Source organism: Sphingomonas sp. SRS2 (assembly GCF_000971055.1).
Taxonomy (GTDB): Bacteria; Pseudomonadota; Alphaproteobacteria; order Sphingomonadales; family Sphingomonadaceae; genus Rhizorhabdus.
The window spans coordinates 40,361-60,348 of sequence record NZ_LARW01000112.1 but is presented as its reverse complement, the minus strand read 5'-3'; the positions used below and the strand labels follow the sequence as shown (position 1 = coordinate 60,348).

The 19,988-nt window shown below is 64.7% G+C and carries 18 protein-coding genes; 5 read left to right on the top strand and 13 right to left on the bottom strand.

From position 1 onward, the window contains the following. Positions 1-188: hypothetical protein (locus WP12_RS18080; protein WP_046195091.1), on the bottom strand; the 188-nt coding region annotated here is incomplete at its 3' end. Positions 189-283: 95 nt separating this feature from the next. Next, positions 284-1,282 (bottom strand): cysteine synthase A, encoded by a 999-nt coding sequence (locus WP12_RS18075; RefSeq protein ID WP_046195082.1) that lies wholly within the window; start codon positions 1,280-1,282, stop codon positions 284-286. A gap of 78 nt (positions 1,283-1,360) precedes the next feature. On the opposite strand from WP12_RS18075, the gene WP12_RS18070 reads away from it, so the two are divergent. Both WP12_RS18070 and WP12_RS18065 read left to right on the top strand, forming a co-directional pair. Next, positions 1,361-1,882, top strand: a complete 522-nt coding sequence (locus WP12_RS18070) for a DNA-deoxyinosine glycosylase (RefSeq protein WP_046195081.1) — start codon at positions 1,361-1,363, stop codon at positions 1,880-1,882. A gap of 82 nt (positions 1,883-1,964) precedes the next feature. Beyond that, positions 1,965-2,345, top strand: coding sequence for a hypothetical protein (locus tag WP12_RS18065; RefSeq protein WP_046195080.1), 381 nt, complete (start codon positions 1,965-1,967; stop codon positions 2,343-2,345). Between the two features lie 52 nt (positions 2,346-2,397). On the opposite strand, the gene WP12_RS18060 is transcribed toward WP12_RS18065, so the two are convergent. The 6 genes from WP12_RS18060 to WP12_RS18035 form a co-directional block, all read right to left on the bottom strand. Beyond that, positions 2,398-2,865 carry a YbaK/EbsC family protein gene (locus tag WP12_RS18060; protein WP_046195079.1) on the bottom strand — a complete coding sequence of 156 codons (468 nt, stop codon included), beginning with the start codon at positions 2,863-2,865 and terminating at the stop codon, positions 2,398-2,400. Between the two features lie 2 nt (positions 2,866-2,867). Further along, complete coding sequence (locus WP12_RS18055) at positions 2,868-4,073, bottom strand: hypothetical protein (protein WP_046195078.1); 1,206 nt, start codon at positions 4,071-4,073, stop codon at positions 2,868-2,870. A gap of 46 nt (positions 4,074-4,119) precedes the next feature. Next, positions 4,120-5,142, bottom strand: coding sequence for a phytanoyl-CoA dioxygenase family protein (locus tag WP12_RS18050; RefSeq protein ID WP_046195077.1), 1,023 nt, complete (start codon positions 5,140-5,142; stop codon positions 4,120-4,122). 9 nt (positions 5,143-5,151) lie between these two features. Next, the gene (locus tag WP12_RS18045) at positions 5,152-5,955 is read right to left on the bottom strand and encodes a 3-deoxy-manno-octulosonate cytidylyltransferase family protein (RefSeq protein WP_046195076.1); all 804 of its coding nucleotides are present in this window, start codon (positions 5,953-5,955) and stop codon (positions 5,152-5,154) included. A gap of 16 nt (positions 5,956-5,971) precedes the next feature. Beyond that, positions 5,972-6,964 carry a KpsF/GutQ family sugar-phosphate isomerase gene (locus WP12_RS18040; RefSeq protein ID WP_046195075.1) on the bottom strand — a complete coding sequence of 331 codons (993 nt, stop codon included), beginning with the start codon at positions 6,962-6,964 and terminating at the stop codon, positions 5,972-5,974. Between the two features lie 138 nt (positions 6,965-7,102). Continuing rightward, the gene (locus WP12_RS18035; protein ID WP_235399196.1) at positions 7,103-8,323 is read right to left on the bottom strand and encodes an SAM-dependent methyltransferase; all 1,221 of its coding nucleotides are present in this window, start codon (positions 8,321-8,323) and stop codon (positions 7,103-7,105) included. Between the two features lie 609 nt (positions 8,324-8,932). Here WP12_RS18035 and WP12_RS18030 point away from each other — a divergent pair. Together WP12_RS18030 and WP12_RS18025 are read left to right on the top strand one after the other, a co-directional pair. Then, positions 8,933-9,724 carry a metallophosphoesterase family protein gene (locus WP12_RS18030; protein WP_046195090.1) on the top strand — a complete coding sequence of 264 codons (792 nt, stop codon included), beginning with the start codon at positions 8,933-8,935 and terminating at the stop codon, positions 9,722-9,724. A gap of 78 nt (positions 9,725-9,802) precedes the next feature. Further along, positions 9,803-12,457: an EAL domain-containing protein gene (locus tag WP12_RS18025; protein ID WP_052730482.1), complete on the top strand. Its 2,655-nt coding sequence runs from the start codon at positions 9,803-9,805 to the stop codon at positions 12,455-12,457. A 25-nt stretch (positions 12,458-12,482) separates the two neighbouring features. Here WP12_RS18025 and ligD read toward each other — a convergent pair whose 3' ends face one another. Together ligD and ku are read right to left on the bottom strand one after the other, a co-directional pair. Continuing rightward, positions 12,483-14,975 carry a DNA ligase D gene (gene ligD, locus WP12_RS18020; RefSeq protein ID WP_046195073.1) on the bottom strand — a complete coding sequence of 831 codons (2,493 nt, stop codon included), beginning with the start codon at positions 14,973-14,975 and terminating at the stop codon, positions 12,483-12,485. Positions 14,976-14,985: 10 nt separating this feature from the next. Continuing rightward, a complete protein-coding gene (ku, locus tag WP12_RS18015; protein WP_046195072.1) occupies positions 14,986-15,888 on the bottom strand; it encodes a non-homologous end joining protein Ku in 903 nt (300 codons plus the stop codon). A 123-nt stretch (positions 15,889-16,011) separates the two neighbouring features. Here ku and WP12_RS18010 point away from each other — a divergent pair, with 123 nt between their 5' ends. Beyond that, positions 16,012-16,371 carry a hypothetical protein gene (locus WP12_RS18010; RefSeq protein ID WP_046195071.1) on the top strand — a complete coding sequence of 120 codons (360 nt, stop codon included), beginning with the start codon at positions 16,012-16,014 and terminating at the stop codon, positions 16,369-16,371. A gap of 74 nt (positions 16,372-16,445) precedes the next feature. On the opposite strand, the gene WP12_RS18005 is transcribed toward WP12_RS18010, so the two are convergent. The 3 genes from WP12_RS18005 to WP12_RS17995 all read right to left on the bottom strand — a co-directional run bounded on the left by WP12_RS18005 (position 16,446) and on the right by WP12_RS17995 (position 19,883). After that, positions 16,446-16,973 carry an outer membrane protein gene (locus tag WP12_RS18005; protein ID WP_046195070.1) on the bottom strand — a complete coding sequence of 176 codons (528 nt, stop codon included), beginning with the start codon at positions 16,971-16,973 and terminating at the stop codon, positions 16,446-16,448. 209 nt (positions 16,974-17,182) lie between these two features. Continuing rightward, the gene (locus tag WP12_RS18000) at positions 17,183-18,781 is read right to left on the bottom strand and encodes a cisplatin damage response ATP-dependent DNA ligase (protein WP_046195069.1); all 1,599 of its coding nucleotides are present in this window, start codon (positions 18,779-18,781) and stop codon (positions 17,183-17,185) included. Positions 18,782-18,890: 109 nt separating this feature from the next. After that, positions 18,891-19,883 (bottom strand): ligase-associated DNA damage response exonuclease, encoded by a 993-nt coding sequence (locus WP12_RS17995; RefSeq protein ID WP_046195068.1) that lies wholly within the window; start codon positions 19,881-19,883, stop codon positions 18,891-18,893. Positions 19,884-19,988 lie beyond the last annotated feature (105 nt).

Below are 19,988 nucleotides of genomic sequence, written 5' to 3'. Positions count from 1 at the left end.
CCGCCCGGGGCGACGCCGAGTTCGGCCAGGGGGTCGGCGGGCGGGGCCTCCGCGCTATTGCCGGCGCCAGCAACCGAGCCGGCGTTGCCGGTCTTATCCTTGGAATGGAATCCGACGATCGCAGCCGCCAGCAGGACGACCAGAAACACGACCGCAAGGCCCGTTATGCCGATCCGTACGCGCTGCATCAGGCGGTGATCCCCATGGGCGCTAATTTCCGACAGCCTGCCGCCGAGGTCAATCGCCAATATTTTGCGGTGCAGGATGGAAAATTTCAGACGCCTCAGCGTCGCAGTAGCGCCGGGACCGGCAGGCCTCTGGCCTCGAGCCAGGCCGGATTGAACAGCGACGACAGGTAGCGCATCCCCGAATCGCACAGGATCGTCACGATCGTCTTGCCCGGTCCCATCTCCTTCGCAAGCGCGATCGCGCCGGCGACGTTGATCCCGGACGACAGCCCGACGCACAGGCCCTCATGTTCGAGCAGCGCATAGACCTGCTCCAGGCCCGCCTCGTCCGAGATGCGGAACTGGGTGTCGATCGGTGCGCCATCGAGATTGGCGGTGATGCGGCTCTGGCCGATTCCTTCGGCGACGCTGCTACCCTCGGCCTTGAGTTCGCCATGAGCGAAATAATTGAAGAGTGCGGCGCCATGTGGATCGGTCAGCCCGATCACGACGTCCTCACGGAACTCCTTCAGTCCGAGACCGACGCCCGCCAGCGTACCGCCGGTGCCGACCGCGCAGGTGAAGCCGTCGATCCCGCCCCCGGTCTGCGCCCAGATCTCGGGCGCGGTGGTGCGGATATGCGCAAGCCGGTTGGCGGTGTTGTCGAACTGGTTGGCCCAGAGCGCGCCGGGAGTCTCCTCGGCGATACGCCGCGAAGTGTGCACATAATGGGCGGGATTCGAATAGGCGGTGGGAGCGACCAGCACCAGCTCGGCGCCCAGTGCGCGCAGCGTCTGCTGCTTCTCCTGGCTCTGGGTGTCGGTCATCACGATGATGGTGCGGTAGCCCCGCGCATTGCCGACCAGCGCCAGGCCGATGCCGGTATTGCCTGCGGTCCCCTCGACGATGATGCCGCCGGGCTGGATCAGACCCCGTTCCTCGGCGTCGGTGATGATCGCCAGCGCGGCGCGATCCTTCACCGAGCCGCCGGGGTTCATGAACTCGCACTTGGCGAGGATTTCGCATCCGGTCGCCTCGCTCGGCCCCTTGAGCCGGACCAGCGGGGTATTGCCGATCAGCGCGAGCGCGTCGGGCGCAATCTTGTCACTTGCCATGGCGGTTCCCTAGCCGAGCGCGATCGCGCTTGCCAACATAGCTTCTCTTTGGCGCTCGTCTGTGCTGCTTTGCCCCTTATGGATGCGCGCAAGACCAGTTTCCCGCCGATCGTCGATCAGGACACCCGCGTGTTGTTCCTCGGCAGCCTGCCGGGTGAGGCATCGCTACGCGCGGCGCGCTATTATGCGCATCCGCAGAACCAGTTCTGGCGGCTGGTGGGCGCAGTGATCGGCGATGAGGGGCTTCCCGGCCTCGACTATCCCAATCGGCTCGCCGCGCTTGCGGCGGCGGGGGTAGGTCTGTGGGACGTGGTCGCCGATGCGGTGCGGCAGGGCAGCCTGGATGGAGCGATCCGCGATCATCGGCCTAATGATCTCGCCGCGCTGGTCGCCTCGCTGCCCGTGTTGCGGGCGATCGGATTCAATGGTGCAACTGCGGCGCGAATCGGGCGGAAGATGATTGGCGAGCCGGCTGGCATCGTGCTTATCGACCTGCCGTCCAGCAGCCCTGCATATACGCTCAACTATGCTGCAAAATTGCATGACTGGGCAAAAATTCGGCAATTTCTGAGGCCTTTGAAAGATTCCGCCCAACGATGAGGCAGAATCTTCAGTTCATCCTGGCTTCATCGCGTTCCTCTACTTGACGCAGTGCACACAAGGACTCCAAGACATCGCCGCTATGCACAATCATTCCCGCTTTATCACCGCCGCCGTTCTCGGCTCCGCCCTCCTGCTCACCGCTTGCGGTAAGCCCGAGACCATCACCTCGGGCGATAACGATCCCGACGCCGCGACGATCAACGCCGCCGCGCCGGTCGAATTGCCGCCGATGGTGCTCCGCAGCCGGACCTATCGCTGCAAGGATGCCAGCCTCGTCTATGTCGATTTCTTCAGCAACAACACTGCTGCGTACAAGACCGAGAAGGAAGGCGCAGCGACCACTCTGACTGCCGCCGAAGCGGGCAAGCCCTATATCGCCGAAGGCTATTCGATCAGCGGCGACGGGCCGCAGGTCGAGATCGCGGCGCCCGGCAAGGCGGCGCAGAGCTGCAAGGCCTGAGTCCCTCTCTTACAGTCATTGGGCCGGTGGAGCATTGCTCCGCCGGCCTTTTTCATGCGGGCGGCTGGCAGATATCGACCCAGGCCGCGCCGGTCAGCAGTGCCAGCCGATCGGGGCTGAGGCAGACCGAAGCCGTGCGTGACCCCGCCGCCGGATAGACCAGCTCGAAATCGCGAAGCGACACATCGCAATAGACCGGCAGGGGCGTCGCCAGCCCGAAGGGGCAAACTCCGCCCACGGGATGCCCGGTCAGCGTCTCGACCTCCTGCGCGCCGAGCATGCGGGGGCGGCCGCCCAGGGCATCCTTGGTCTTGCGATTGTCGAGCCGGGCGTCACCGCGCGCAACCACCAGCATGACCATATCGTTCACCCGCACCGACAGCGTCTTCGCGATCTGGCCCGGCAGCACGCCCAGCGTTTCGGCGGCCTCGGCGACGGTCGCGGTGCTCGCCGACTGGCTGATGATCGCGATGTCGGGGGCGTTTGCGGCGAAATAGGCTTGGACCGATTCCAGACTCATCGTCAGCCCTTGCGGATGATCAGCCCAAAGGGCGTCGACGGTTGATCGAGCGCGGTGCCCGGAGCGAAATTGAGCTGCGCGACCGAAAAGCTGCGCGAGATCAGCATGACCGCGATCCGTTCAACATCGGAGCGCGGAATGGCGTTTGGCGCTGCACCGGGACCGGTGGCGAGGTCAAACATATGCACCGCATAGCCGCCCGGCCGCAGCATCATCATCGCCTCGATCAGGAAGCTGGAAGTGTTGCCGGTCATGTGGAGGCGGCCGGCAGCGCCAAGCGACCACAGGAAATCGAAACCGCGCTCGCTGGCGGGCTGATCGGATATCGACAGCGGAATGCCGGGCAGCAGGCCGTCGGGGCCCGGCACCGCGTCGATCGGCGAGCAGGGCAGTGCGTGCCACGGGATGCCGGCGCTACCCGGGGCGGCGACGGTGGCGACCATCGCATGGCATTTATGCGCCGCCATGACCGGGGCGAGCGCCGCCGCCCGCCGCCCGAGCGCCAGCCCGCGCGCTCCGGGCTGGAGCATGCCGTAACGCTCGAGCGTCTGGGCGACGAAGGCGAGCTGCCAGCTATGGCGGCGGTCGCTCGCATCGGTGCCGAGTGCCGTCGCCCATTGTCCATATTCGGGCTCTGCAAGCTGGTCGTCTGTCATCGGTTGGGATACCGGATCGCGTAGCAGCGGTGGTTCGTCACCGACGAGCCGGAACGGCGTGTCGAGAGCCTGCGTGCCTAACTGAGTCGGGAGGAGATATTGCTCGGCGATCGCCCCGTCGGCGCCGCCGATTTCCTCCGCGATGATGGTGAGATCTGCGGCCCGGGCGTCGGTGCCCTCCGAGCAGAAGCCGAAGGCCGCATAGGTCGCCCCGGCGACGGCAAGGACCGATATCGTCATGCCGCGCTCCGCGGCCGTGCGGTCGGCCAGGTCGAGCCGTGACGATGTGACGAAGATGGCGTCGCGGCCGCTGCCCTGGACGAATGCGTTGATGTGGACGCGCAACTCGCCGAAGGTCGCCAACAGCTTGTCGAACTTGATCGTGAAGGTCACGCGGCCGGGATGGAAAGCGATATAGGGCGTGTGGAAGACATAGCGCGGATCGGGGCCGCGCTCCTCGCCGCCCAGCGGCTTGATTGCGCTGCTATGGCCGACCATGAACCCGAATGGATCGAGCTCGCGTACCAGTTCCTGATTTTCGCTTTCCGACATGGGGGCTCTTTAGGACCGGATGCGTCGTGGCGGAAGTGGTGCTGGCTTAGTCATCGGCCGGTCGCTTACGCCCGGCCTTGGCCCAGGGCTGGCCGATCCAGCGGCGGTAGATGTCATGGGTGAGCCAGAGCAGCGGCACACGGTGCGGCGCTATACCGGGCAGGCTCCACGGGTCCAGGCCGCTGAACGGCAGGAAGGGGTTGCGGCGGCTGTAGGCAAACAGCTCGACCCGCGTGCTCGGGCGGCTCGTACCGGCGCGGGCGTGGAAGCCGAAGGTGTCCGCCACCACCAGCGTGTTCGCGGGTACAGCGAAGGCCGTCGGCTGGGGCAGGCCGAGCTCGGCGAGCGCTCCGGCGTCGATCCGGAAGGAGCCGCGGGCCGAGAGATAATCTCCCTCGTCGCGAACGGCGAGGCTGCGCGCCCGTTCCCAGGCAAGCCGCTCGGGCGTCAGCCGGTGCGAGCCCGCGACATAGGTGAGCGGGCCGTCCTCGGCGTCGACATCCTCCAGGAACAGCCATGCCTTCATGGAGGGATGAAAGGTGTCGGCATGGATGTTGGTCTGGGGGTCTGGCGCGGCGTCATGGCGATTGCTCAGGATCGACTGGACGTACAGCAGTGGCTCGATGTCGAAGCTGGCGACGTAGCGGGCCAGCGATCGCCAGCGGGAGTCGCGCAGGAAGGCGCGGATCGCCGGCACCTCACGGATCATTGCGGGGTCGACCGCATAGCGGCGGGTCACGGTATCGCCCTGCACCATCTCCCGCGCAGGCCCAGACCAGTCTCGCAGCTGGCCGCGCAATGCGGCGAAGGCCTCGGACGGAAGAAAATCCCGCTTTACCACGAAGCCATCGCGCTCGAACGCGGCGAGGTCGGCAGGGTCGACCGCCGCAGCCAGCCCGGCGCGCCGCCGCTCGGCCATCGCGCGGGCGAGGCGGACGCGGTGCGCATGCAGCCCGCGCCGGTTGAGGCGGGGTGATCCGATAAGCGGATTGTCGAGGAAGGACTTGGCTCCGGTGAGCAGTTGCGCCGCCCACCAGGGCGCGAGAAGCAAACGCAGAATCGGAGACATGGAGGCTGTTTAGGCGATCCCGCGCGATTTGAGGATGGCTTCGATGGGCGCGACATCGGTGGGGTTGTTGAGTTCGATCGCATCCCAGTCGATCGGCTCGAAGGGAACAACCCCTACGGCGATGCCACCCGCGAGGAAACGCAGCTGTTCGAGCCCTTCGAGCTGCTCGATTTCCGAGACCCCCAACGCGACATAGCGGCGCAGCGCATCTGGCCGATAGGCGTATACGCCGAGGTGGAGATGGACCGGCGGGAAGGGGAGGGCCGCCGCGTCGGGCGGAAGATGCGGGATCACGCGCTTCGAGAAATAGAGCGCGCGGCGGTCGCCGCCGAACACCACCGTGGTCCCGCCGACGCGACCTTGCGCCTGATCCTCCACGAGATGCGCGTAGGTGCTCTGCGCGCAGCGGATCGCGGGGGTCATCATCGCAAGCTCGGGCGCGGCGCGCAGCGCGTCGACCAGCGCAGTGACGACATGGGCGGGGGTGAGCGGCGCATCGCCCTGGAGATTGACGACCACCTCCGGCTCGATGCCCAGCCGCGCGATCGCATCGGCGCAGCGTTCGGTGCCGTTGGCGCAGCTCTCGGCGGTCATCACCACCTGGCCGCCGAAGACCCGCACTGCGTCGGCGATGCGGTCGTCGTCCGTGGCGACCCAGATCGAGGCGGGGTCGGCGATCGCCATCGCGCATTCCCAGCTGCGCTGGATCAGTGGCTTGGTGGTGCCCGTCGCGCCGACCAGCGCCGCCAGCGGCTTGGCCGGATAGCGCGAGGACTTATACCGTGCGGGAATGATGACCGCGACGTCGGTCACGCCAGATCCTCGCCGCTCAGCTCAGGCCGTAGCGGACGAAATCGTGAATATGGACGATGCCTGCCGGATAATCGGGGCGTTCTTCATCCATCACGAAGACCGTGGTGATCTTGCAGTCGTTCATGATCATCAGCGCGTCTTCCGCCAGCATGTCGAGCGGCACCGTCTTCGGGTTCGGCGTCATCACCACCGCGGCGGTGCCGTCGAGCAGATCGCCGATATGGCGGCGAAGATCGCCGTCGGTGATCACCCCGACCAGCCGTCTGTCGCCATCGACGACGCCCGCGACGCCGAAGCCGATCGAAGTCATTGTCATGATCACTTCGCGCATCGGCGTGCCGAGATCGACGAGCGGCAGGCTCGCGCCGCTGTGCATCATCTCGCTCACCGCCATCAGGCGCAGGCCGATCGCGCCACCGGGGTGAAGCTGCTTCAGGCTGTCGCGCGCGATGCCGCGCACGTCCATCAGCGCCATCGCCAGCGCGTCGCCGAGCGCCAGCATCATCACGGTCGAACTGGTCGGCGCGATATTGCTGGGGCAGGCTTCACGCACCTGCGGAAGCAGCAGCCGGACGTCGGCCGCCTGCATGACCGGCGAATCGAGCCGTGAGGCGACGCCGATGATGCGGATGCGAAGATGGCGGCAATGCTGCATCACCGGGGTAAGCTCGGTGGTCGCGCCCGAGTTGGACAGGACGATCAGCGTGTCGCCATGGCGCACCATGCCGAGGTCGCCATGCGCGGCTTCGGCGGGATGAATGAAGATCGCGGGCGATCCGGTGGCGGACAAGGTCGCCGCGATCTTGCGGGCGATATGGCCTGACTTGCCCATACCGGTGACGACGATGCGTCCCTCGGTCGAATCGAGCAGCCGGACGGCGGCGCTGAAGCTGTCGTCGAGCAGCGCCTCAAGCTGGACCAGTGCGTCGATCTCGGCCCGCAATACCTGCCGGCCACGTTCAAGAATGATATGATTGGCCGCTTCGGACCGGATGTCGTGTGTTATCACGCTCGTCTCCCTGGCCCCACTGCGCGCCGCGAAAATAGCCGCGCATGCATTTGTTGCAACATATTAATTGCGGCAACGCACCAAAATGGTCTCGGGTCCGCTGTTATGGACGTAGCCGCAGGCCGGATACCTTGGCTGTCAGGCCTTTTTTCGGACGATCATGCCGAAGGATGTGGCCACCCAGCGCAGCAGCGCAAGCCGGAGATGAGGACCGCTCGAATAGGGCGGAAGGTCGATGACCCGGTCGAGTTCGCTTTCGCCGCTGTCGAATGTGAGCGGAATGACCTCATGGCCCTGACGGATCAGGCGAATTGCAAGCTGTTCGAAATCGCGGCGCCGAAAAATGACGGTCGCCCCGTCGTCCAGCGTGTCGGTGTTTGAGCTCAGGTTAAGTTCGGTGGTGTGCACCGCGATCCCGCCCGGTTTCAGGCATCGGAGCGAATTCTCGAAAAAATCGAGGCCAGCCTGGATCGAGCCGAGATGTTCATAAGCGCAGGACGACCAGGTGAAATCGAAATCGCGCAGATCGGCGGGAATGGCATTCATGTCAACTTCGCGGAAGCGCACCCGATCAAAGAACGCTTTCTCTTCACATAAATGGGGATGATAGATCTGGCGTAAATTCGCGCCGAGTTGGTCCGTTTTGTTCCATGCCTGGGCCCGATCGTCGTCAGCGGCGAGATCGGTCGCGACGATGTGGCACCCGGTTGCGGCGAACGCCGACGAGAGCGGCTCAATCCCCACGCCGAAGCCGAGGCCTCGCGATCCGCTCCGCAAGACACCGTAATGTTCCAGCGTCCTGCAGATAAAGACGAATTCCCACTGCTTGCGATGCCGCGAAGGTGCTTGCCCGATTCGTGCGCACCATTCGGCATAGAGGGGCTCGTCGATCTGATGCGCCGTGCACATCTGCGAGATCGGTTCCGCGAGGGTCGCGCGGCGCTCGACGATCACGGCTGCGAGCGCGCCGCTGCCTGGCTCAGAGAGGAATTCGCGTCGGGCAGTCTCGAAGCGGCGGTGCAGCGCATCGCTGCTTTCGGCACCGGTCACATTGATCTCGATGCCGTCTGCCGACGCATCGGCGTCATCACTCACGGTACCCATCACAGCGTAGCTAAAACCCAGTCCGCCGCGCATCGAGATACTGACTTCGCTGTTACGCTCTACTAGCGATGCCAGCGATATCGTCTTGATCTTGGGGTCCGCGATCCCGCCCTGGCCGTTGAGCCGGTTGATCGCGACCACCAAATCTCCCTTGTTGGCGCGCAAGCCGTTGAGCCGGATCTTGAAGCGAATGCGCCCGCCGGCCGAAGGTATGTAATCGGTATGGAAGGCGTAGCCCGGCACGATTGGCGGCATATGCCCCGCCGTATCGGCCAACGCGCTTGCGTGGCCCGGCCAGAAAGAAAAAGGATTCAGCGCGAGCGGCGCGCGGCTGCGATAAGGGAAGGCGCGTAGATCGCGCCAGACATGCCGCCAGAGAGCGCCCCACTTACGAAGCAGCGGGGTTCCGTCTTGCGGCGATGAGGCTGCTGGTATCGGTGCATTGATCGTCATACGGGCGGGTCGTCTATGGGCGCACTGGGTCAATGTTTCAACCGCATAGATCCGTGCCGCCTAAACGCTCTACAAACGACCTGACGCGGCTTCTTTCACGGCGATATAATGCGCTGGATTGGTGTTCCAAGGGGCCGGGTTGAAGCTTTCAATCCAGCTAACATCTCGCCCAGCGCGCGCATTGAAAAAATAACGGACACCGGCATGAGATGCAGGTGTTCAAGTAATATATTTGGATCAGGTGTTTTGGAGCTACCATAAATTGCTTAATCAGAAGATTGCTGCGCTCTTGCCCCTTGCCGCCGCTCGCATTGCCAATTCGCCGGGGCAACGCCATATTCTTCGGTTCGGAGATATGATTTGAACCAACCGGGACCAGGTCAAGGCGGCGACAGGGGCTGGCTGCAGCGGATGAACACGCTGACGGCGCGGCGTGGCGATGTCGTGCGGCCGCAGGTGCCGGCGGGGCAGCGGGTCTATGCGATCGGGGACGTGCATGGCCGGCTCGACCTGCTGATCCCGCTGCTCGCGCATATCCGCGATGATATCGCGGCCCGCTCGATCGCCGACAATCATGTGGTCCTGCTCGGCGATCTGGTCGATCGTGGCCCTTATTCGGCGGAAACGCTGGAATATGCGATCAGTGGACTGCCGAATTTCGCCACCTTCCACATCCTGATGGGCAACCATGAGGAAGCGATGCTGCGCGCGCTCGATCCGCTCGAGGATCGCAGCCAGAATCTCTGGCTGAAATTCGGCGGCTATGAAACGCTGGCCAGCTATGGCGTGCCGGTCTCGTCGCTGGGCGACGAAATCCCGCCGATCGAGACGTTGCGGCAATATGTTCCCGAGCGTCACCGGCTGTTCCTCGACAACCTGCCTGATGCGATGCGGTTTGGCGATTATGTGCTGGTCCATGCCGGAATCCGGCCGGGCGTTGCGCTCGAGGACCAGAATTCCGCTGATATGCGCTGGATCCGCACCGAATTTCTCGAACATCGCGGGGAACTGGGCGCCTATATCGTCCATGGCCATTCGATTTCGACCGAACCCGACATCCAGACCAACCGCATCGGTATCGACACGGGCGCCTATCGCAGCGGCGTCCTGACCGCGCTGGGGCTGGAGGGCGAGCGGCGATGGCTGTTGCGCGCCAGCGTCGTCGACGGCGAAGTTCAAACGAAATTAAGCACCTTGGGTTAAGCCTCGACTCGGAGCAGCGCCGATAGTCCGGAAATCGGGCCGTCGGCGGAATGCTTCGCAGCTCAGGGGGCAGGCCGAATGCGGCGCGTGCGGGGAAGATCGGCCCTTGCGGTCGAGAATATGGAAGAGAACGGGACCGAGCGGCCGCGCTTTATCCGCGGGCTGTTTCCGCGCGCCGATACGCATGACCAGCAATCGATCGGCAACCGGGTCCGCATGGCGGCCGACGCACTGCCGATGCTGTTGCTGGCCAACGTCGTGGTGGTTGCCGGACTCTGGCTGATCCGCCGCCCCGATCCCGGCGGCACGGGCTTCATGCTGCTCGCCATTCCCCTGGCGCTCATCATCGTCGCGGGGCTCGGAGTGCGCCTGCTCATCCGCCACAAGCGCGACGGAAAATCATCGCCCGAGCGGATGCACGGCATCGTCACGCTGTTCGGTTTCGCACAAGGCCTGGCATGGTCCGGCTGGATGGTCGGCGCCGGCGCCGACATGACCTCCAACAACTGGCCGGTCGCGGCGATCGCCTATTCGGCGTTGCTCGTCATCACCACGCTGGCCTTCGCGCCGGTTCCGACCGCGGCGCTGGCATTGTGGCTGACGCTGTCGATCACCGCGACGGCAGCGGCCGGGCAGTGGATGGCGCTTGCCATGTTGTTGCCCTTGCTCGTCATCGCGGCGGTCGCGCTGGGCGGTATCTCGGAGCGCAGCTATCTGGCCTCGCGCCGCTGGCTTGCCAATGCGACAACCGCGCTCAAGGCTGCGGTGCTGCTGCGCGAGTTCGAGGAGAATAGGCGCGGCTGGTTCTGGGAAACCGATGCTCGTGGCCTGCTCACCTATATTTCGCCGCAGATCGCGGCAGCGATCGAAGTTCCGGTCGAGGAACTCCTTGGCACCACGATGACCGGCCTCGTCCTGCATGAGAAAAGCGATGGCGGCACCGGCGACGGCGAACGCACGCTGGGCTTCCACCTGTCGACCCGGCTCGCCTTTTCGGAGATCGCGGTGCGCGCGGCGGCGGGGACCGACATTCGCTGGTGGTCGCTCTCGGGGCGCCCTGCTTTCGACGAATATGGCGCCTTCCTGGGCTTTCGCGGCAGCGGCACCGACCTGACCGAGATGCGACGCTCGGAGGCCGAGGTGAAGCGGCTCGCCAGCTATGATCCACTGACGGGGCTTCCCAACCGCATCCTGATGCGCCGCACGCTCGACGAGTCGCTGCGTGATATCGCCGGAAGGCCGAAGCGCACCGCGCTGTTCATGCTCGATCTCGATCGCTTCAAGACCGTCAATGATACGCTCGGCCATCCGGTCGGCGATGTGTTGCTGCGGGAGGTCGCCGAGCGGCTCCAGCGCGTCGTTCAGAATGACGGCCAGGTCGGCCGCCTGGGCGGCGACGAGTTCAACGTCGTGCTGCCCGGGATCGTCGAAAAGCACCGCTTGGCCAATCTCGCGCGGGCGATCATCGACGAGGTGTCGAAAGCCTATCTGATCGAGGGATCGCACGTTTCGATCGGCGCATCGATCGGCATCGCGGTCGCGCCCGATGACGGCGCGACTGCCGACGCGCTGGTCCGCAACGCCGATCTCGCCCTCTATGCCGCGAAGGCCGATGGCAAGGGCGTGCACCGCTTCTACGAGCCCGAAATGCACGCCAACGCCAAGGACCGGCGGCTGCTCGAAATGGACCTGCGCAACGTGATGAACGAGAGCGGTCTGCATCTCGTCTATCAGCCCGTGGTCAACGCGGACAGCGAGGCGATCGTCGGCTTCGAGGCGCTGGCACGATGGAATCACCCGACGCGCGGGCCGGTATCGCCTGGTGAATTCATCCCGATCGCTGAAGAGATCGGGCTGATCCCGCAGATCGGCGAATGGGTGCTGCGCACTGCCTGCCTTGAAGCCGCTAACTGGCCGGCTTCGGTACGGGTCGCGGTCAATATTTCGCCGATCCAGTTCGCCAATCCGTCGCTGCCCGGCATCGTGATGAGCGCGCTGGCCGCATCGCAGCTGCCACCGCATAGGCTCGAACTGGAGATCACCGAGGGCGTCTTCCTTAACGACGACGCCACGACCGATGCGATGTTCGCGCGACTGAAGGCGATCGGGGTGCGTTTCGCGCTCGACGATTTCGGCACCGGCTATTCGTCGCTTGGCTATCTGAAGAAAGCGCCGTTCAACAAGATCAAGATCGACCAGAGCTTCGTGCGCGGCGCTGCGGTGCCCGGCAACCGCAACGCCGCGATCATCCGCGCCATCGTCGCGCTGGCCGAGAGCCTGGAGATGGAGACCACTGCCGAGGGAGCCGAGACCCCCGAGGAGCTGGCGCTGATCCGGTCGCTCGGCTGCAGCCACATCCAGGGCTATATCTTCGGCAAGCCGATGCTGTCGGACGAGGCGCGCGCGCGAGTCGCGGGTTCGGGCAAGCTGGTCATGCCCAGCCTCGTCGTCACCCGCGATCCGCGCGTCGCCGTCCTGCGCGCGGCGACGATCCGCAGTCCGCGCGGCGCCGAGGTCGGCCGTATCCGCAATCTGTCGCGCTCGGGCGCGATGATCGAATGCGGCATCGGATTTCGGCCGGGCGAAAGCATGACCCTCGATTTCGGCGATGGCGTGCCGGTGAAGGGCGTGATCCGCTGGGCCGATGAGGATCGCTTCGGCATCGCTTTCGACGAACCGATCGAAACCGAACAGCTGAGCCCGCAACGCATGATGAAAAGCGCGACGGGTTAGGCGCCTTCGCCGCGTGGCGAGTTGATCAGAGGTCGGGCAGCGCCTGGTCCGCGATGCCCCAGCCCTTGAGCGCCTTTGACGACGCGCGCTTCATCAACTGGGCTCCGTCCCTGATCGTGAACGCGCTGGCCCTGTCGAAACCGTCGAGCTCGTCCCAGCTTATCGGAACGGCGACCGGCGCATTTTCCCGCGCCCTTGCGCTGTAGGGAGTCACCGCGGTCGCCCCGCGCTGATTGCGCAGATAGTCGATGAAGATGCGGCCCACCCGCTTGGCCTTGGCCATGTTGGCGACAAAGCGGTCCGGCTCGGCCTGCGCCAGCGCCTCGGCGAAGCGATGGGTGAAATCCTTGACCAGGGGCCATTCGGCCTGCGGGGTCAGCGGCACGATGACATGAATGCCCTTGCCGCCGGACAGCATCGGGAAGCTGACCAGCCCGATATCGGCCAGCATGGCGCGAATATCCTTCGCCGCCTTTTTCACGTCGTTGAAGTCGAGCCCGACATCGGGATCGAGATCGAAGATGATCCGCTCGGGTTTCTCGATATCCGCCACCAGCGAGCCCCAGACGTGGAACTCGATCGTCCCCATCTGCACGCAGCTCAGGATTCCGACGACATCCTCGACATAGAGATAATCCTCGGTGTCGCCGTTCTTCTCGCGCACGGGAATATGGTGCACCGCCTCGCCGAAACTGCCCGAGTCATGCTTCTGGAAGAAGCAATGCTTGGCCCGCCCCTGCGGACAGCGAACCAGGCTCACCGGGCGGCGGGCCAGCCAGGGCAGGATGAGGGGCCCGATCGCCTGATAATAGTCGGCGAGATCGCCCTTCGTGGCCTTGGCTTCGGGGAAGATCACCCGGTCGCGATTGCTGATCGTGACAGGCTCGGCCTCTTCGACATCTTCCACCGGTACGGTCTCCTCGCGTTTCACCTCGGCGGCCTCCTTGTCCGAGCGCAGGCCGAGGAAGCTGGCGTGACGAAGCACATCGTCATGGGTGAATTCGGCAAAGGCAATTTCCGCGACGAGGTCGGGCTTTACCCAATGCGCGCCGCGACGTTCGGCCCGTGGCACATCGGCGGCCGGAGTCTCGCGCGACCGCGTGGCGAATTCTTCCGACAGCATCTCCATGCTGTCCTGATTGAAGCCGGTGCCGACCTTGCCGGCATAGACGAGCTTGCCGTCCTTGTGCTGGGCCAGCAGCAGCGCGCGGAAGCGGCGGCCGCTCTTGTCGCTGCTGCTCCAGCCGATGATGACGAACTCCTGCCGGCGGGTGCATTTGACCTTGACCCAGCCGGTGGTCCGCTCGCCGCGATAGGCCGCATCCGCTTTTTTCGAGATGATGCCTTCCTGCCCGGCCTCGCACATCGCGGCGAACAGCTTCTCGCCGGCGCCGACCACATGATCGGCATAGTGGATCGTCGGGTGATCGCCGGTCAGCAGCCCCGCAAGCTTCGCCTTGCGCTCGACATTGCCGAGCTTCGTCAGGTCCTTGCCGTTCAGCGACAGCAGATCGAAAGCGAAAAGCTCGAAGGCGCCGCCATCGCCCTTGATCGCTTTCTGCAAGGCCGAGAAGCTGGGATTGCCACCGGCGTCGAGGCTGACGATCTCGCCATCGATCAGTGCGGGCGGTAGATCGAGCGCGGCGATCGCATCGGCGACTGGCCGGAACTTGTCGGTCCAGTCGAGTCCGGTGCGGGTGTATATCTTCACCTTGTCGCCTGCGGCGGCGATCAGTGCGCGATAGCCGTCGAACTTGATCTCATGAATCCACTGGCTGCCAGCGGGCACATGATCGACCAGGGTCGCCAGCTGCGGCTTACGGAACTCAGGGAGTTTGCCGATCCTGGCGCGCGGTTTCGCCTTGGCGCGGACATGATCGTCAGCCTTTGCCATGATCGCGTCGAACGCCTTGCCGCGCTTGCCCTTCAAGCTCGCCTCACCCTGTTTGTCGGCGGCGATCTCGGCCATCGTCCGGCCGGTCTTGACGCTGGTCAGCGCGCGCGAGACGAGATCGTCGCTGCCGCCGGCGGCTTCGTCGTCGATCTTGCGGAGCAGCCAGTTCTCGTGGCGTTCGCCGGGGCGGGGCTTCATCCGCACCAGCAGCCATTCGCCCTTCATCCGCTCGCCATCGAGGGTGAAGTGGAGATGTCCCTCGTCGAGATCGCGCTCGCTCTTGCCGGCGATCGGCGCCCAGGTCCCCTTGTCCCACAGCATGACCGTGCCGCCGCCATATTCCCCCTTGGGGATCGAACCCTCGAACTCGGCATAGGAAACCGGATGATCTTCGGTACGCACCGCAAGGCGCTTGTCTTCGGGATTGAGGCTGGGCCCGCGCGTCACCGCCCAGCTTTTCAGTACGCCGTCCATCTCCAGGCGAAAGTCGTAATGCAGCCGCGTCGCGTCATGCTTCTGCACGATGAAGCGCCGGCCGGCGCCTTTTTCCACCTTGCCCGCAGGCTCGGCTGTCCGCTTGAAGTCGCGCTTGCGATTATAGTCGGCGAGAGTGGAACGCGCCATGTCGGGCCTCTCAAGCGCGCTTGCGCGCCGGGGACTTTTCCGCCGCCGGTTTGGCCCCCGCCTTGCGCGCGGCCGGCTTCTTCGCCGGAGCGGTCTTCGCCGCCGCCTTGGCTGGCGCGCGGCCGCCGCCGTCGACCGACTTCTTGAGCGCCGCCATCAGGTCGATGACGTTGCTCTTGCGGCCTGTCGCGGGTTCCTCGACATCCTCAATGATCTTCTTGCTCTTGGTCTTCTTTTTCTTCTCGATCAGGCTCTTGAGCGCATCGACATAGCGATCGTGGAAGTCGGTCGGATCGAATTTCGCCGTCTTCTTCTCGATCAGCGTTTCGGCGAGATCGAGCAGATCGTCGTCGGGTTTGCTGTCGGGAATATCGCGGAAGTAGCTCTGCGCCTTCTTGACCTCTTCGGCATAGCGCAGCGTTTCGAGGACGATGCCGCGACCGCATGGTTTCAGGCTGACGATATATTCGCGCCCGCGCATCGCGAGCTGGCCGAGCGCCACCTTCCTTGTTCGCCGCAACGCCTCGCGCAGCACGATGAACGCCTCCTCGGCCAGCTCATCGGCGGGAACGACATAATAGGGCTTCTCGAAGTAGAGCACGTCGATCTCGTCGGCGTCGACGAACTGGATCAGCTCGAGCGTGCGTTTGCTCTCCAGCTTGACCGCGTCGATCTCGTCCTGTTCGAGCAGGACGTAATTGCCCTTCGACACCTCGTAGCCCTTGACGATGTCGTCGGCTTCGACCGCGCCTACGCCGGGAACGACCTTCTCATATTTGATCCGCTTGCCCGATGGCTCGTGAATCTGATGGAAGGCGATTGACGCGGTGCTGCTGGTCGCATTGTAGATCTCGACCGGGATCGAGACGAGCGCGAGGCGGATCTGCCCCTGCCAATAGGCACGCGCGGCCATGATGATTCTCCTGCGGAACGATGCGCGGGATTCAAACCGCGAGCGCCCCGAACGTTCCCTCCGGCTCCATGCATCGCCGCAACGGCAATAATCTGTTACCATCTTCGGATTACTTCTGCCCCGATGGAGTTCAGCCCGATCAGGACGGAGAGGCGCGAGCTGCGCGACGCGATCGGGGAGATCTCGCGGGGGTGTGGCCGTTTCGCGATCGAATGCAGCGATGTCGGCGGCGACGGCGATGTAGAGGGCGTCGGCGACAGGATCGCCGCGCAGGCCGAACTGCTGGGACAGCTTCGCCAGGCCGCGACCGATCTGCTCGGCGAGCAGGAGCACACCAACCTGAAGAGCGACGCGCCCTTCGTGATGGAGACCTATCGTCAGGATCTCGGCGGAGGCCGCTATCGCCCGGTCAAGAGCGTCTGCCTGCCGCTGCACATCAGGGGCCGGCGCTGGGGCAATCTCGAATTTGCCTATCTCGATTGAAAAACCCTCCCCGGCCATGGCCGGAGAGGGTCTTTGCTATGCTGGGGCCGGCACATGGCCGACGCCCCACATGATCAGAAGCGGATGCCGAAAGCGGCGACCGCCTGGTTGCGGCTCAGGCCGGCTTCGTAGTTCGAGTAGCGATACTCGGCCTTGACGAAGCTCTTGCCCGAAAGCGCATATTCGTAGCCGAGGCCGGCGCGGACGCCGTCGCCATTGCTGCCGCCGGAGCCGTTCTGCTCAAGGCGCGCATTGGTGTAGCCCGCCTTCACATAGAGCAGGCCCGAGCCGACGACGGTGCCGACGCGGCCACCGATGTAGAGATCGCGGTCGGTCTGGATGTCCGGGCCGACCAGCTTGAACTTGGAGGTCGAATCGGTCGCATCGGCTTCAAGGCCGACAACCACGCCGCCAACGGCGAGATCATAGCCGATGCCGACGCCAAACAGGACACCATCGGGGTTCTTCAGGCCGGACACGTTGACATTGTCATAGCCAAGCAGCGCTTCCACGCGGAAACCTGTGAACGCGGCGTTGTCCTGCGCCATGGCGGGTGCGGCAAAACCAGCCGCGAGAGCAGCCGCCAGAACATACTTCTTCATAAATTCCCCTTTAATCTGCTGCGGTTACGACGCAGCGGGGCCGCCCCCTAGGCGACTGTGCGGCGGCTGGCAACAAGGATGCGTCCACGAAACGACATCGCCCTGCCGCTGTCACATTGTTGCAACAGAAAAACGCGGTATTCCGCCATTTCCGATGCGATTTTCACTTGATTTTCGATGGCGAACCCGGCTTCGCGCGAGCGCCTGTGTCAGACGATCATCTTGCGAAGATTGGCGATCCTATCTGCCTCTTCGGGCGGCTTGTCCTTCCTGATCCGCGCAATCCGGGGAAAGCGCATCGCTACCCCTGATTTGTGGCGCTTGCTCTCATGGATGCTGTCGAAGGCGAGCTCGATCACCAGCGTTTTCTGCACCTCGCGGACCGGGCCGAAGCGGTTGACCGTATTATTGCGGACAAAGCTGTCGAGCCACTTCAGCTCCTCGTCGGTAAATCCCGAATAGGCCTTGGCGACGGGCAGAAGTTCGTCCTCATCCGACCAGCAGCCGAAGGTATAGTCCGAATAGAAGCTGGATCGCTTCCCGTGGCCGCGCTGGGCGTACATCATGACGCAGTCGACGCTTAGCGGATCGCGCTTCCATTTGTACCAGAGGCCGGTGCGCCGTCCCGCCACATAGGGGCTGTCGCGCCGCTTGAGCATCACCCCCTCGATCGCCGCGTCGCGCGCGCCTGCGCGGGTTTCGGCGAGGTCATCGAAGTCGCGCGCCGCGATCACCGCCGAGACGTCGAACCGCGCGGGATCCAATCGCCCGGCGAACGCCTCCAGCCGCGTACGCCGCGTCTCCCACGGTAGCTCGCGCAAATCCTCCTGGCCATCGATCAGCAGATCGTAGAGCCTCACGAAGGCCGGATAGTCGGCGAGCATCTTTGCCGAGACATTCTTGCGGCCCAGCCGCTGCTGGAGCGCGTTGAACGATGCCGCGGATCCGCCATGCTCGGCGGCGCCCTGCGCTTCGCCTTGCACCAGCATCTCGCCATCGAGCACCCCGGTGATCCCTTCGGCGGCGCGGGCGATGTCCGGGAAGGTCGCGGTGATGTCGTCGCCCGCTCGGCTGTAAAGACGAATCTCGCCACCCGCGCCGACGATCTGGACGCGGATGCCGTCCCATTTCCATTCGGCGGCATAGTCGGCGAGATCGACCGTACCGTCCTCCAGTGGATGCGCGAGCATGAACGGACGGAAAAAGGGCGTGCCGCGCGGATCGGGCCGCTCCCCGCCGCTGCCCCAGGCGAAGAGTTCGGCATAGGGGGGCTTCAGAGCGTGCCACACCTCCTCGACCGCATCGACATCAAGCCCGAAAGCCTGCGCCAGTCCGGTCTTTGCGAGCCGCGCCGAGATGCCGACGCGCAGGCCGCCGGTCGCCAGCTTCAGCAGCGCGAAGCGCCCGCTGGAGTCGAGATGGTCGAGCATCTCGCCAAGCGCGGCGGGCGCATCGGCGCGACCCAGCCTGGCCAGCCGATCGACCACGGCCGCGAGGGTCAGCGAGCCGTCGTCGATCTCGGCGGGCTGGTCGATCCGCTTGGGCCAGATCAGCGCGACCGTCTCGGCAAGGTCGCCGACATAGTCGCGGCTCATCCGGAACAGGATCGGATCGACCCGCTCGTCAACGATCGCGTGGATCGCCGCGCTCTTGACCGCGGGTAGGCTCAGATCGCCAGTCAGCGCCGCCAGCGCCCAGCCGCGATCGGGATCGGGTGCCTCGCGCATATAGTCGGCGATCAGCGCGAGCTTGGCGTTGCGCGAGCGGGTGTAGACGAGGCCGTCGAGAAGCTGGGAGAAGGCGCGCATCAGCAGAGGATTCCGTCGCTCTCGAGCGCAGCTATCCCACCGCCAGTCGTCATCCGGGGTTCCGGATCACGTCCGGGATAACGGTCTGGTTGGCAAGGACATGTAGCCGTCATCCCTCATCCTCGTCTTCATAGCCGACCAGGGCGAGCGCGCGCGCCTTCATCTGGTGCATGCCGCACCAATGGACCAGCGCTTCCTCGCGGCCATGAGTCACCCAGATCTCGGATGGCGCGACCTCGCGGATCGTCGCGGTGAGTTCGTCCCAATCGGCATGGTCGGATATGACCAGCGGCAGTTCGACATTCTTCTGCCGGGCGCGCTGGCGCACCCGCATCCAGCCCGATGCCATCGCGGTGATCGGGTCGGGCAGCCGGCGCGACCAGCGGTCGTTGAGCGCCGAGGGCGGGGACACCACGATCTTGCCGCGCAGCTGGTCGGCCGAGGCGGCGGTCGCCGGATGGAGCTCGCCGAGGTCGACCCCGAAGTCGCGATAGAGGTCGCACATCCGTTCCATCGCGCCGTGGATGTAGATCGGATCGCCATGACCATGCGCGCGCAGTTCGGCGATCACCCGCTGCGCCTTGCCCAGCGCATAAGCGCCGACGAGCACACAGCGGTCGGGGGCGGCGTGGAGCGCGCCAAGCAGCCGGTCCATCTCCTGCCCGATGTCGGGATGGCGGAAGACGGGCAAGCCGAAGGTCGCTTCGGTGATGAAGATATCGCAGGGCACGGGTTCGAACGGCGCGCAGGTTGGATCGTCGCGGCGCTTATAGTCGCCAGTAACGACCACCCGCTCGCCGGCATGTTCGAGCAATATCTGTGCCGACCCGAGCACATGGCCCGCCGGCACATAGCTGATATCGACCCCCCCCAACCGGATAGTCTCGCCATAGCCTACCGGCGTGCCTTCGGTCGTGCCGTAGCGCAGCGCCATGATCGCCAGCGTCTCGGGGGTGGCCCAGCTCATGCCATGTCCGCCGCGCGCATGATCGGCATGGCCATGGGTTATCAGCGCGCGATCGACCGGGATCGATGGATCGATCCAGGCATCCGCCGGCCGGACATAGATTCCCTGCGGTGAAGCTTCGATCCAATGGTTCATCAGAGACTAGACGATAGCCGGTCGTGACGGTTCCATCCACAGCCTCGGGCGTCGCTATAGCCATAGGAATATAGCTCAAAATGGATGACAAGGCTGTCAGGGGCG